This window comes from Streptomyces wedmorensis (assembly GCF_000716445.1).
Taxonomy (GTDB): Bacteria; Actinomycetota; Actinomycetes; order Streptomycetales; family Streptomycetaceae; genus Streptomyces; species Streptomyces wedmorensis.
Genome location: NZ_JNWK01000072.1, coordinates 23,113 through 35,286, shown reverse-complemented (window position 1 = coordinate 35,286; position 12,174 = coordinate 23,113). Strand labels below are relative to the sequence as shown.

Sequence of the window (12,174 nt, the reverse complement as noted above, 5' to 3'; positions counted from 1 at the left end):
GGTGGGGGGGGCGGGGGGGCGGGGGCGGTGTGGACTAGTACCAGTCCTGGTTCAGGCCTCCGTGGCAGTCCCACTGGGTGGCCGGGGCGCCGTTGTCGGTGCGCCAGCCGCCGATCTCCAGGCACTTGCCGCTGTTCACGTTGACCAGGGTTGCCGTGTTGCTGGCGCCTTCGAAGCGCACCATCCACTGCTGGTTGACGCCGCCGTGGCAGTCCCACTGGCCGATGGCGGCCCCGTTGGCTTTGGACCAGTCCTTGACCTCCAGGCACTTGCCGCTGTTCTTGTTGTATATGAGGTAGCCGCTCCCGTAGGGGGTCCCCGCCCAGTACTGGTTGGCACCGGCGTGGCAGTCCCACTGGTTGACACCGGCTCCGTTGGCGGTGGACCAGCCGCCCACCTCCAGGCACTTGCTGCTGTTGAGGTTGGACAGCCAGCGCCACTGGGACAGGTCGACGGCTGCCGCGGGAGAGGTGGGCAGGGCGAGGGAGACGAGCAGGGCGCCGCCGGCCGCACCCAGGGTGCGGCGGAGGTTCCTGGCTGCCTTGGATCGCATCGTGTTCTCCTTGGAGGACGGCGGTGTCGTCTAGGACCAGAACTGGTTCTCGCCCCAGTGGCAGTCCCACTGGGTGGCCGGGGCGCCGTTGTCGTCGCGCCAGCCGCCGATCTCCAGGCACTTGCCGCTGTTCACGTTGATCAGGGCGAAGTGGTAGTTGCCGTTGTGAATACGCCACTGCTGGTTGGCACCGCCGTGGCATTCCCACTGGACGATCTGGGCACCGTTGGCGGTGGACCAGCCCCTGACCTCAAGGCACTTGTTGCTGTTCGCGTTGTAGATGAGGTTCCCCCCGCCGTAGGGGACCGCGAGCCACTTCTGGTTGTTGCCCTCGTGACAGTCCCACTGGTTGACGCCGGCGCCGTCGGCGGTGGACCAGCCGCCCACCTCCAGGCACTTGTTGCTGTTGAGGTTGACCACCGTGCCCCAGGACATGTCCAGAGCGGTCGCGGGAGAGGCGGGGAGGGCGAGGGAGATGAGCAGGGCGCCGCCGGCCGCGCCCAGGGTGCGGTGGAGGTTCTTGACGGTTTTGAATCGCACGGTGTTCTCCTGGAGGGTGAGGGTGAGGGGGGAGAGTGGGGGTGAAGGTCAGGCCCAGACCTGGTTGTCGCCCCGGTGGCAGTCCCACTGGGTGGCCGGGGCGCCGTTGTCGGTGCGCCAGCCGCCTATCTCCAGGCACTTGCCGCTGTTCACGTTGATCAGGAGCAGGATGCCTTCGCCCAGGACCTCCGACTTCCACTGCTGGTTGGCGCCGCCGTGGCAGTCCCACTGGCCGATCTGGGCACCGTTGGCGGTGGACCAGCCCTTGACCTCCAGGCACTTGCCGCTGTTCAGGTTGTAGATGAGCCGACCCTCGCCGTAGGGGACCCCCTTCCACTTCTGGTTGTTGCCGTCGTGGCAGGCCCACTGGTTGACGCCGGCGCCGTTGGCGGTGGACCAGCCGCCCACCTCCAGGCACTTGGCGCTGTTCCAGTTGGCGAGCCAGTACCACTCGTTCAGGTCGGCGGCGGTGGCGGGCGCGGCGGGCAGCGCCAGCGAGATGAGCAGCGCGCCGCCTGCGGCACTCAGGACGCGGCGGACGGACTTGACGATGTTCAGGCGCACGGAAGTATCCCCTCGTACAAACAATCAAGGTCGGCTTGTGGTCAAACCCGGCAAATGTGGCGCGATCTCTTATGCCTGTCGGTAAGGCGTCGATGGCGCGGGCCAGAACCAGACCCGGTTGCGGCAGAGGCTTCCCGGGTCGTGGCGCTCGGCGTACAGCTGCCGGCTGGCCGACACCCGATTAAACCCTTCCGGCGGTGGCCGCGACTGTGCGATCCATGCACGGTTATTCGATATTCCGTGCAGGGTCCAACTGGTCCCTGGGCACTCCCGTCAGCGCTCGGGGTGCCTCGAAGGGCCTCGCGCAACGCCTCCTCTCTCCGGCATGCCCTCACGCGGGGCCGACGAGCCGAGAGCGCCGACCTCCGGCTGTGGAAGGTCGTCAGTGGCGCTCCGGACCGCGACGAGGGGAAAGAAGAGGAACTGCCGCTACTGCCGCTACTGCCGTCCTGCCCCGGCGTCACGACGCGTCGGCAGCGAAGAACAGCTGGTTTCCCCCGTAGGGGCAGTCCCCTTGGCGGGCCGGAGGGCGCTCAGGGAGAGCGCACGATGTTCGGTAGGGGTGATCCCGTAGGCCTCGCGGAATCCCCGGCTGAAACCTGTGGCGCTCGAGAAGCCCCAGCGGGCCGCGATCGCTTGAACGGGCTGACCGCTCAGTTCTCCGCATGCGAGGTCGGTGTGGGCGCGCTCCAGCCGGCTTTGACGGATGTGTGCCGCGACGGTCAGGGGCTGGTCGCCGAAGAGGGTGTAGAGACGCCGCAGGGACATGTTGTGCCGATCGGCGATCATTCGGGGAGTCAGGCCCGGGTCGCCGAGATTGTTCTCGATGAAGCGGTGAATCCGCTGCAGTGTCTCCCGCGCACGCGCCTCGCCGGGCGCCTGGCCGGCGTCACCGAGCTGCCGGGCGAGGAACGCGGTGGCCAGGTCGAGGGCGACGGACCCCATCCCGCGCAACTCCTCCGAGCGACAGGCCGGGCCGTGCGAGAGCAGCGTCCTCAGGAAGTCGGCGAGGATTCTCCCTGACCCAGTGTCCGCGGCCAAGTTCTGCGCGAGGAGGCGGTCCACATGGTCTGGGCGCAACGCCACGGCCTGACGGGGAATCTGCAGGACCACCGACTCGATCTGCCCGCCTATGCATGCCCCCTCACTCGGTCGCGAGGTGTCCGTGAGTACGAGTCCCCCCGCGACCACCGATTCGTTGCGCCGCTGGGAGATCCTCAAAGACCCTTGAGTGACGAGCGCCAGCTGCAAGTGCTCGGGATCGCCGCGCCGGACATGAGCCGAGGTGCGGCGCGAAAGTACCGGTGAGCATGCCACCACAGACAGCCGCACGGCGTCGAGATCCAGGTCTGTGATGCTCGCCCGGAAGTCGGCCGCGTGGCGGGTGCTGAGCGCGATGGGCATCACATCGGTCGACACCGTCTCGCAAAACCAATCGAACCTGTTCTCACGCGCCCCGACAGGATCCGACGCCACTGGAAATTCCATGCGATCCCCCACACTTCGACGTGGCGGAGCTCCAGCCCTTCACCGGCTGCCGCACCGCCATGCTTCACCCCCACCGCGCCTTGATCATTATGAGACACCTGCTGCTGACGGGGCTCGGCGGAGCCCGGCCGACTGACTGGTGCGGCTGGGCCAGGGCAAGCCGTGCCGTGGCCAGAGCGCGGTTGTCCCGTACGTGTCAGTCCTCCGCGGCCAGGCGCCGTACCTCGGCCAGCGCCTCGCTCACCGCTGCCGGGATGTCCGTCACCGGGAAGCGCGCGTGCCGCACCGTGCCGTCACGGTCGATGACCAGCACGGTCCGTTTCAGCCGCAGCAGTTGTCCGGCGCGGAAGGTGGGCAGGCGCAGGGCGGCGGCGAGGCGGAGGTCGACGTCGGAGAGGAGGGTGAAGGGGATGTCCTCCTGGCTCGCGAACACGCGCTGTTCGTCGGGGCGTTGGGTGCTGACGCCGTGCACCTCCGCGCCCGCGGCGCGGAAGTCCTCGTAGGCGTCCCGGAAGAGCCGGTTCTCCAGCGTGCAGCCGACGGTGCCGGGGATGTGTGACCAGCCCTCCGGCAGGGGGCTGGGGCTCCCGGTCGCCGGATAGCAGAACAGGACGGTGGCCACGCCGTCGGCCACCGGGTCGACCGGCGCGCCGTCCCGGTGACCGGGCAGCCGCAGGCGCGGTAGTCGCCGGCCCGTCAGGTCCGCGACGCGCCGTGCCTCCGTGCTCGTCTCGTCGGCGGTGCCGCTGAGCGAGCCGTCGCCGAGGAGCCAGCGGTCGGCCCAGTCCTGCATCGACAGCAGGACCGGCAGCAGCCCCCGGCCGCTCTCGGTCAGCCGGTACTCGTGTCGCGTCGGCCGCTCCTGGTACGGGACCTTCTCCAGCACCCCCGTCTCCACCAGGTGCGCCAGGCGCTCGGTGAGCACCTTCCGGGAGATGCCCAGCTCCTCCTGGAGCGCGTCGAACCTGTGGTGTCCTCGGGCGGTCTCCCGGATCAGGAGCAGGCTCCACCAGTCGCCGACCACCGCCGCGGCCTGCGCGATCGCGCAGGCGGCGTCCCGCTCGGGAACCGACCTCATCACTGCGTCTCCACTTCTGCGCGCACGGCGGCCGCTCGTCGGGACCATCTTGCGCCATGAGGTCAGTTCCGGATAGAAACTCACCTGGAACAAGTGAGTTCCCAAAAGAGACTAGCAAGACCCGGGGGATGGGCGCCGTATGAGCGGAACACAAGCGATCCAGGAGCACGACCGACGCGACGACGAACGGGAGCCCTCATCGCCGGGCGTCTTCTGGCGCTTCTGGGCCGCCGCCACCGTCAGCGGCGCGGGCACCGCCGTCACCGCCCTCGCCCTGCCGCTCGTCGCCCTCACCGTCCTCGACGCCACCGCCTTCCAGGTCGCCCTGCTCGCCGCCGCCGGGCAGGTCTCGTGGCTGCTGCTCAGCCTCCCGGCGGGCGTCCTCGCGCAGCGCGTGCCGTTGCGCCGGCTCCAGGTCACGCTCGACCTCGTGCGGTTCGCGGCGCTCGGATCGCTGCCGCTCGCCTGGTGGCTCGGCACGCTCACGTATCCGCACCTGCTGTTCGCGGCGCTCGCCACCGGCGCGGCGACCGTGCTGTTCGACATCGGCAACTCGACCTTCCTGCCCGCCGTCGTCCCGGCCCGGCAGCTGGCCGCCCGCAACAGCGTCATGTCGGGCACGCACGCCGTCACCGACACCGGCGGCCCCTCCCTCGGCGGCGTCCTGATCGGGGTGACCGGCCCGGTGGGCGCGCTCGTCGTGGACGCCGCCAGCTACCTGGCCTCCGCCGTGCTCCTGCGCACCCTCCCCGAGAGCCGCCCCGCGCCCCGCACCGGCGAGAGCGCGCTGCGGCTGATGCGCGAGGGATGGCGGTACGTCACCAAGCACCCGGTCATGCGCCCCTGCATGATCTGGGCGACCGCCGCCAACTTCCTCAACGCGGCCCTCGTCGCCCTCACCCCCCTCTACCTGGTCCGCGAGGCCGGCCTCGACTCCGTACGGCTCGGTCTCGTCCTCGCCATGGACGGGGTCGGCGCGCTCGCCGGCGCCGCCGTCGCGGTCCGCGTGACCACGCGCCTCGGCACCGCGCGGGGCGTCATCGTGGCCGATCTGGTCGGCGGCGCGCTGCTCCTGCTCGCCCCGCTGACCACGTCGGCGGGGGACGCGTACTGGTTCGCCCTGGGCAACGCCGGCTTCGCCTTCGGCACCGTCATCGGCTCGATCACCACCCGCACCTACCGGCAGACCCAGTCGCCCCCGGAGCTGCTGTCCCGCGTGATGGCCACGGTCCGCTTCGTCTCCTGGGGCGCGATGCCGCTCGGCGCGCTCACCGCCGGCCTCCTCGCCACCCGCTTCGGTGCCCACACCGCGCTCTGGACCGTCTGCGCCACCGCCCTCCTGCCCCCGCTCTACCTCTTCTCCACCAAGGTGGGCCGCCACCGAGACCTCATCTGACGCCCTGGCGCCACGACACCGTCGGGTCGGCTGAACACGTAGACGCGTTCCGGCGACGGCTCACGATCTGCAGAGCCTCGATCGCGTGTGGGAAACCGGGTCCGCGGGTGACGGTGGTCGTCTTGACGCGGCGGATCTCGTCGCAGCAGTGCTCCGTGGCGCGGGTCTTGTCGAGCAGAGGAGTGGGACGGAGGCGGCGACGAACGCCAGGCCGCGCGGGGGACCTGCTTGATCCGGAGCTGACCTCCATCGGACCTCCGACCGTTCCGTCCGGCCCTCAACGGTGCTCGGGGTTCTCGAAGTCGAACCGGCAGCCGGCGTCCCACTCGGAGCGCTGGTTTCCGTGGGCGGGGATGCCACCCGTGTCCTTGAGCATCCTCGCCAGGTGGAGCTGGTTCCAGGTCATGAAGGTCGTGTTGCGGTTCGTGAAGTCGTTCTCCGGACCGCCCGAGCCGGGGTCGAGGTAGGACGGTCCCGGGCCGGCCGGGCCGACCCAGCCCGCGTCCGCCTGCGGCGGAAGGACGTATCCGAGGTGCTGGAGGCTGTAGAGGACGTTCATCGCGCAGTGCTTGGCGCCGTCCTCGTTGCCGGTGATCAGGCAGCCGCCCACACGACCGTAGTAGGCGTACTGGCCCTGCTCGTTGAGGATCGACGAGCAGGCGTACAGACGCTCGATCACCTTCTTCATGACTGAGGAGTTGTCTCCCAGCCATACAGGTCCAGCCAGGGTAAGGATGTCCGCGGCCATCACCTTCGAGTAGACGACGGGCCACTCGTCGGTCTCCCAGCCGTGCTCGGTCATGTCGGGCCACACGCCGGTCGCGATGTCGATGTCCACTGCCCTGAGCACCTCGACCTGCACGCCCTGGCGCTCCATGATGCCGGTGCTGATGTCGATCAGCCCCTGAGTGTGGCTGCGCTCCGGCGACCGCTTGAGCGTGCAATTGATCACCAGCGCGTGGAGATCACCGTAGGACGTGGCGGCGTCGGTCATCGATGTGTCCCCTTGCGGACGAGTGCGTGGTCAGGCGGCGGAATACGCCCGGCTGCCGATGTCAGGAAAGCTCCGGATCGGTCCGGCCGAAGATCCCGTCCACTGTTTCGCCTCGTGGGGCGAAAAGGCCGAGCGCCGCACCCGACACGGCGAAGTCGGCCACCCGATCACCCGGGCGGCCCCGTCCCGATGACATGTGTCCCCGAATCAGATCGGCCCGCACAGCACCAGGACGTCCGCCGCCGTCACCCGCTCGTACAGGTCGGGCCAGAGGCGTCCGACTCCCACCCGTGCTCGGTCATGTCGGGCCACACGCCCGTCGCGATGTCCAGGTGCGCCTCCGCGGCCCCCGGGGCACTCGGAGCACCCGAACGCATGAGGGGGCCGCGGCGGACGGAGTCAGGCGGCGGAGCCGGCGGGCTCCCCCGGATCGCCGTCGGGGAGCGGGCGGGCCGCCACGCTGTGGGCGGGCTCCTGATGGCCGCCGGAGGCGAGGATACGGACCTCGTCCCGGTCGCTGATCTCCGCGCGGATGATGCCGGTCACGTCGGCGTAGACGGGATGGCCTCCGGACCCCGTGGACTGCGTGCGCTCCACGACCACGACGTCACGGGCGGCACCCGTGGCGTCGGAGAACACCAGCTCGTATCTGAGGGGGCTCATCTGTCCGATTTTACGCCGTTCGGTCGAGGTGACCTGTCATGAGCCGTCTTCCTGGGCGGGGTCCTGAGGCTGCTGCGCGTTGTTCTGCGCGCGTAGGAACTCGATCGCCGCGCGCGTCGCGTTCAGGGCCGTGACGATGGCCCTGAAGAGCGTGAGGTAGCGCCGTTGGGCCTCGGTGCGCCAAGCGTCGAAGTTCCTCTTGTCGCCGGCCGTGGTCAGCCGCCTTTCGCGCACCTTGTGCGCCGCGTCCGGGTCGTAGATCCTTGCGGCCAGGTAGGGCGGCCACTCGGTCGCCGCCGCCGCGGTCGTCATCTCCTGGGGGATCGCCCAGGCCTGCGCGGCACAGGAGCCGGCCAGGCCGTTGAGGTCCCTGCTGAACTGGCCGTAGATGTCGGAGTTCGCGTCGGATCCGACGGTCGAATGCTCGGGCAGGGTGGCGATGAAGGAGCTGTACGGGGATCCCTTCGCAGGGTGTCCGTACTCATGGGCGGCCGCCGCCGCGGCGGCCAGGGCCGTCATGGCGTCTCGTTGCGCGGTTCTGAGGGTCATCCACTGACTCCTCAGCTGCTCGGAAGCGCCGATGGCGGTGGTGGTGGCGGTGTCGAGGGTCTGGGAATACGTGGTCAGCGCGTTCGCCAGCTCCGTGGCGATGCCGTTCGCGGCGTCGTCGAGAGAGTTGAAGACGTGGTCTCCCTGGACTTTTCCTCCCTTCGACGAGCCCCCCTTCGAGGACCCCTCCCCGTTGTTCTTCCTGCCGCCCCCCGCCCGCTGCACCGACACCCCGCCCCCGGGCTTCCCGGCCGCGGCCCGCTGGAGGGGTGCCTCGGCGGGAGGCGAGCTCATGACGCGGCGGGCGTTGGCCTCGGCCTCGCGCTCGAACCGGTCGGAGGGGTCGGAGACCTTGAGGCCGGCGCCGTTGTCGGTGCCGGCGACGGGGCCCTGGCGCTGTTGGACGACGTGGGTGAGTTCGTGGGCCAGGGTGTGCTTGTCGGCGCCGCCGTCACCGATGACGACATGGCTGCCGGAGGTGTAGGCGCGGGCCCCGACCTCGGCGGCGGAGGCCCGGGCGGCGGAGTCGTCGTGGATGCGGACGTCCGAGAAGTCCGCGCCGAGCCGGGCCTCCATGTCGGTGCGGGTCGCCTCGTCCAGGGCGCGGCCGCCGGAGCGCAGGACGTCGTGGACGGCGGAGCGCTGCACGGCCGGCTGCTCGGCGATCCCGTGTCCGCAGCCGGCGCCGTGGCGGTGTTCTTCCTGGGCCCAGGCGTGCCCGCTCTCCTTGAGCAGCTGCACCACGGCGGCGTTCCCCGCGAGCCGCTGGATCTCGGCGAGGTCGGGCCGCTCCGCCGGGCTCGGGGCCCGGCCCGGAGGCCTCGGCCGTTCCGGCCTCCTGCCGGAGGACGCCGGGTCGGGCGCGTGGTCGTGACGCATGGAGTGCCTTTCGTCGGGTGCCGGACGGCATCGACTCCACCCGAGCGCGGGCGGCGGCGGAAGGACCCGGGGTGCAGCTCCGTGGGCAGGCATCACTGCCCGAAGGGGCGTACGGTGCCCGGCGCGCCCTCCGGCCGGCCCACCGCGTCGACCAGCGCGGCCAGGGCCACGCCGAGGGCCTCGGCCCCCCGGTTCGCGGGACCGCCCGGCTCGTCCATGTAGAGATCGCGGCGGATCTCCACCATCAGCGCCGAGACCCGCGGGTCACGGCCGTAGTACCGCAGAGGCACGTACGTCCCGGCGAACGGGGTGTCCGTCGCCACGCCCCCGAACCCGCCGAAGGCCTCCCGCGCCGCGTCGAGCAGTGCGGGCGGCGTGTGGAACGCGTCCGTGCCGAGGCAGACCGGCGGCCGGGGCCCGTCGCCGTGGAGCTCGTACGGCAGCGGCCTCGTCGGGTACGAGTGGACGTCCACGATCACCGCCCGGCCCGTCGCCGCCAGCCGCCCGGCGACGGCCTCGGTCATGCCCTCGGCGTACGGCGTGAAGTACCGGTCGAGCAGTGGCTCCGGGTCGAACCCGGCGGTCCGCAGCTCGGCGCGGTGCGTGGTGCGCGTGTACACCGCGCCCATCCCCACGGCGAGCATCTCCTCGCGCTCGTCGGGGAACCGCTCCGGGTCCACGACCAGCCGCGACAGCCGGTTCACGAACCGCCAGGGCGCCGTCCCGGCCGCCCCCGCCGCGACGGCGGCGATCTCCTCCGTGTGGGAGTCGGTGATGTGGGCCAGCTCGACGGCCAGTTCCCCGTCGTCGAGCAGGATGCCGTCCCGCACCTCCGGGGGCACCAGGTGCGAGGAGTGCGGCACGTGGAGGAGGACGGGGGAGTCCGGGGCGCCGGCGAGGAGCGCGAACGAGTCCGAGGTCATCGCCTCACCCTTCCACAGGCGGGCCGACGGCGGGGCCGGTCTGGGTCCCCCGGCCCATCCCGGCGCAAAGCCGCTGGTTAGAGTGGTGCGAGGTCGCGCCGCCGCACCAGGCTCGGGCGCGAGACCGGGCCGACTGTCGACCACAGGGTCCCGCACGAACACCCGACCCCGTCTCGTCCCGGCCCACGGCCGCCCGCCCCGGAAACACCACCGCATCACATGAGCACCGACACCGCCCCGCGCCCCGACACCGACGCCACCGCACCCGGGAGCCCCCGCCGACCGAGGATGAGCGGCCGGGCCCCGGCCCGCCCGGCGCCCGCCGCGGCCTTCCACAGCGTCAGCGCGGCGACCGCGGCCCTGCTGGGGCTGGTCGCGATCGGCGCCCTGATCCACGAGCCGGTCCTGATACCGCCCCTGGCCGCCAGCGCGGCCCTGGTGCACTGCGCCCCCGCGCTGCCCCTCGCCCAGCCCCGCAGCGTGATCGTCGGCCACCTCCTCGGCACCGCCGCCGGATACGCGGTGGCGGCGGCCGCGGGCGGCAGCGCGTGGGCCGCGGCCGTCGCAGCGGGAGTGACCCTCGCGCTCACCACGCTCGCCAGGACCCCGCACTCACCGGCCTGCGCGACCTCCGTCGTCATCGTCCTCCAGGCACCCGCCCCGGCACGCTTCGTCCCGCTCCTCTTCGGAGCCACGGTCCTCCTCGTCCTGACCGCGTACTGCGCGTCCCGCATCCGCCGCCGGGCACCCAGGTACCCCGCCTACTGGTGGTGACCCGGGCCCTGCGCCCCACGTGAGCGCCGTACGCCCTCCACGACGCGGGTGAGCGGGCGCCTGCGGCCGGTGCGCCCCGGAGCCGCGCGCGCCCGGGCGCCGTTCCCGTGGGCGATCGGGTCACGTTGCGGCCCGTTCCGGTCGGAAACCCCGGTGGGGCCCCGGATCGTCCCCTGCCACCGCCCCCGGGGGCGTATTCCCTTCCTTGCGATGCCCGAACGTGCATCGGCGCACTGAAGGGGAGAGAACCGCATGCCGTCCTCCTTGCCCCATCTCCGGCAGGACCTCGCCGCGTCCCTCGTCGTCTTCCTCGTGGCGCTCCCGCTCTGCATCGGGGTGGCCGTCGCCTCGGGCGTCCCCGCCGAACTCGGCCTGGTCACCGGCATCGTCGGCGGCGTCGTCACCGGCCTGATGCGGGGCAGCAGCCTCCAGGTCTCCGGGCCGGCCGCGGGACTCACCGTCCTCGTCTTCGAGGCCGTCCGGACCTTCGGACTGCCCGCACTCGGCGTCGCCGTGCTCCTCGCGGGACTGCTCCAGATCGCGATGGGTCTGCTGAGGTGGGGCCGCTGGTTCCGCGCCATCTCCGTCTCGGTCGTCGAGGGCATGCTCGCCGGCATCGGCCTGGTCATCGTGGCCGGCCAGCTCTACGCGGCGGCCGGCATCGACGCCCCGGCCTCGGGCCCGGCCCGGCTCGCCGGACTGCCCGCCGCGCTCTGGAGCGCCCTGACCGGTGCCGCCGCAGGCCCGGCTCCGCTCGCCGTCGCGGCCGCCACCGTCCTCGTGATCGTGGGATGGCAGCACCTCCCGAAGCGGCTGCGGGCCGTCCCCGGCGCGCTCGTCGCGGTCCTGCTCACCGCCCTCGCGACGGCCCTGTTCGACCTGCCGGTGGCCACCGTGCGGATCAGCGGGGTGCTGGACTCCGTACGGCCGCCCGGAGCGGATGTGTTCGCCGCGCTGACCGACGTCGCCCTGCTCGGAACGGTCCTCGCCTTCGCGCTGATCGCCTCCGCCGAGTCGCTCTTCGGGGCGGCCGCCGTGGACCGGCTGCACGACGGACCGCGCACCGACTACGACAAGGAGCTGCTCGCCCAGGGCTTCGGCAACACCGTCTGCGGCCTGCTCGGCGCGCTGCCGATGACCGCCGTGATCGTACGCAGCTCCGCCAACGTCCGGGCCGGGGCCAGGACCAAGGCGTCCCGCGTCCTCCACGGCGTGTGGCTGCTGCTCTTCGCCGCCCTGCTGCCCGCCACCCTCACCCACGTGCCGCTCGCGGCGCTCGCCGGCATCCTCGTGCACGCCGGCTGGAAGCTGATCCCCTTCCGGGGACTGGTCGCGCTGTGGCGGGGTCACCGGGGCGAGGCGTTCGTCCTCGTCGTGACGGCCGTCGCCATCGTCACCGTCAGCATGCTCGAAGGGGTCCTGATCGGCCTGGCCCTCTCCGTCGCCAAGGCGGCCTGGGACGTCTCCCACCTCCGGGTCGAGCACACCGACGACGGCCACGGCCCGGTGCGCGTGCGACTGTCCGGCAACGCCAACTTCCTGCGCCTGCCGACGATCCTCGACACGCTCGACTCCCTGCCGGGCGACCGCCCCGTCGAACTGGACCTCGCCGGGATCCAGCACCTCGACCACGCCTGCCGAGCGGCCCTCGAGGCGTGGGCCGAACGCCACCGCACGGCCGGCACCGCCTCCGTACTCCTGCACGGGCACCCGTGACGGCACCCGCGCACGGGCGTCCGTGACGTCGGGACTCCGCCACGGAACCCGCGACCT

12 protein-coding genes and 1 pseudogene are annotated in these 12,174 nt (G+C 71.7%); 3 read left to right on the top strand and 10 right to left on the bottom strand.

Annotated features, from left to right (window positions below; genetic code table 11):
• Positions 1–34 precede the first annotated feature (34 nt).
• From OO54_RS36255 to OO54_RS36235, 5 genes are all read right to left on the bottom strand, one after another.
• Entirely contained in the window at positions 35–553 is a 519-nt protein-coding gene (locus OO54_RS36255; protein ID WP_051787644.1) for an RICIN domain-containing protein, read from the bottom strand.
• A gap of 30 nt (positions 554–583) precedes the next feature.
• A complete protein-coding gene (locus tag OO54_RS36250; RefSeq protein WP_051787642.1) occupies positions 584–1,093 on the bottom strand; it encodes an RICIN domain-containing protein in 510 nt (169 codons plus the stop codon).
• A 48-nt stretch (positions 1,094–1,141) separates the two neighbouring features.
• Positions 1,142–1,657, bottom strand: coding sequence for an RICIN domain-containing protein (locus tag OO54_RS36245; protein ID WP_051787640.1), 516 nt, complete (start codon positions 1,655–1,657; stop codon positions 1,142–1,144).
• A 438-nt stretch (positions 1,658–2,095) separates the two neighbouring features.
• On the bottom strand, positions 2,096–3,145 hold the full coding sequence (locus OO54_RS36240; RefSeq protein WP_078905537.1) for an AraC-like ligand-binding domain-containing protein: 1,050 nt from the start codon (positions 3,143–3,145) through the stop codon (positions 2,096–2,098).
• Between the two features lie 196 nt (positions 3,146–3,341).
• Entirely contained in the window at positions 3,342–4,223 is an 882-nt protein-coding gene (locus OO54_RS36235) for a winged helix-turn-helix transcriptional regulator (protein ID WP_033211201.1), read from the bottom strand.
• A 139-nt stretch (positions 4,224–4,362) separates the two neighbouring features.
• Between OO54_RS36235 and OO54_RS36230 the strand changes: the two genes are divergently transcribed.
• Entirely contained in the window at positions 4,363–5,619 is a 1,257-nt protein-coding gene (locus tag OO54_RS36230; RefSeq protein WP_033211200.1) for an MFS transporter, read from the top strand.
• Positions 5,620–5,896: 277 nt separating this feature from the next.
• Here OO54_RS36230 and OO54_RS36225 read toward each other — a convergent pair whose 3' ends face one another.
• From OO54_RS36225 to OO54_RS36210, 5 genes and pseudogenes are all read right to left on the bottom strand, one after another.
• Positions 5,897–6,613 (bottom strand): flavodoxin family protein, encoded by a 717-nt coding sequence (locus tag OO54_RS36225; RefSeq protein ID WP_033211198.1) that lies wholly within the window; start codon positions 6,611–6,613, stop codon positions 5,897–5,899.
• A gap of 210 nt (positions 6,614–6,823) precedes the next feature.
• Positions 6,824–6,942 (bottom strand): annotated as a pseudogene (locus tag OO54_RS47890) (flavodoxin family protein); the annotation flags it as partial.
• Between the two features lie 70 nt (positions 6,943–7,012).
• Complete coding sequence (locus tag OO54_RS36220) at positions 7,013–7,276, bottom strand: DUF6296 family protein (RefSeq protein ID WP_033211197.1); 264 nt, start codon at positions 7,274–7,276, stop codon at positions 7,013–7,015.
• Positions 7,277–7,312: 36 nt separating this feature from the next.
• Positions 7,313–8,704, bottom strand: a complete 1,392-nt coding sequence (locus tag OO54_RS47885; protein ID WP_234439295.1) for an eCIS core domain-containing protein — start codon at positions 8,702–8,704, stop codon at positions 7,313–7,315.
• 92 nt (positions 8,705–8,796) lie between these two features.
• Positions 8,797–9,627 carry an N-formylglutamate amidohydrolase gene (locus tag OO54_RS36210; protein WP_051787638.1) on the bottom strand — a complete coding sequence of 277 codons (831 nt, stop codon included), beginning with the start codon at positions 9,625–9,627 and terminating at the stop codon, positions 8,797–8,799.
• A 219-nt stretch (positions 9,628–9,846) separates the two neighbouring features.
• Between OO54_RS36210 and OO54_RS36205 the strand changes: the two genes are divergently transcribed.
• Positions 9,847–10,401 (top strand): HPP family protein, encoded by a 555-nt coding sequence (locus OO54_RS36205; RefSeq protein ID WP_033211196.1) that lies wholly within the window; start codon positions 9,847–9,849, stop codon positions 10,399–10,401.
• 252 nt (positions 10,402–10,653) lie between these two features.
• Positions 10,654–12,117 carry a SulP family inorganic anion transporter gene (locus OO54_RS36200; protein WP_033211194.1) on the top strand — a complete coding sequence of 488 codons (1,464 nt, stop codon included), beginning with the start codon at positions 10,654–10,656 and terminating at the stop codon, positions 12,115–12,117.
• The last annotated feature ends 57 nt before the right edge of the window (positions 12,118–12,174 follow it).

Bases quoted from the DNA above. Each gene is read 5' to 3' on its own strand.
- OO54_RS36205 (WP_033211196.1), top strand. From the start codon at position 9,847: ATGAGCACCGACACCGCCCCGCGCCCCGACACCGACGCCACCGCACCC.
- OO54_RS36235 (WP_033211201.1), bottom strand. From the start codon at position 4,223: ATGAGGTCGGTTCCCGAGCGGGACGCCGCCTGCGCGATCGCGCAGGCC.
- OO54_RS36220 (WP_033211197.1), bottom strand. From the start codon at position 7,276: ATGAGCCCCCTCAGATACGAGCTGGTGTTCTCCGACGCCACGGGTGCC.
- OO54_RS36230 (WP_033211200.1), top strand. From the start codon at position 4,363: ATGAGCGGAACACAAGCGATCCAGGAGCACGACCGACGCGACGACGAA.
- OO54_RS36255 (WP_051787644.1), bottom strand. From the start codon at position 553: ATGCGATCCAAGGCAGCCAGGAACCTCCGCCGCACCCTGGGTGCGGCC.
- OO54_RS36240 (WP_078905537.1), bottom strand. From the start codon at position 3,145: ATGGAATTTCCAGTGGCGTCGGATCCTGTCGGGGCGCGTGAGAACAGG.
- OO54_RS36200 (WP_033211194.1), top strand. From the start codon at position 10,654: ATGCCGTCCTCCTTGCCCCATCTCCGGCAGGACCTCGCCGCGTCCCTC.
- OO54_RS47885 (WP_234439295.1), bottom strand. From the start codon at position 8,704: ATGCGTCACGACCACGCGCCCGACCCGGCGTCCTCCGGCAGGAGGCCG.
- OO54_RS36225 (WP_033211198.1), bottom strand. From the start codon at position 6,613: ATGACCGACGCCGCCACGTCCTACGGTGATCTCCACGCGCTGGTGATC.
- OO54_RS36210 (WP_051787638.1), bottom strand. From the start codon at position 9,627: ATGACCTCGGACTCGTTCGCGCTCCTCGCCGGCGCCCCGGACTCCCCC.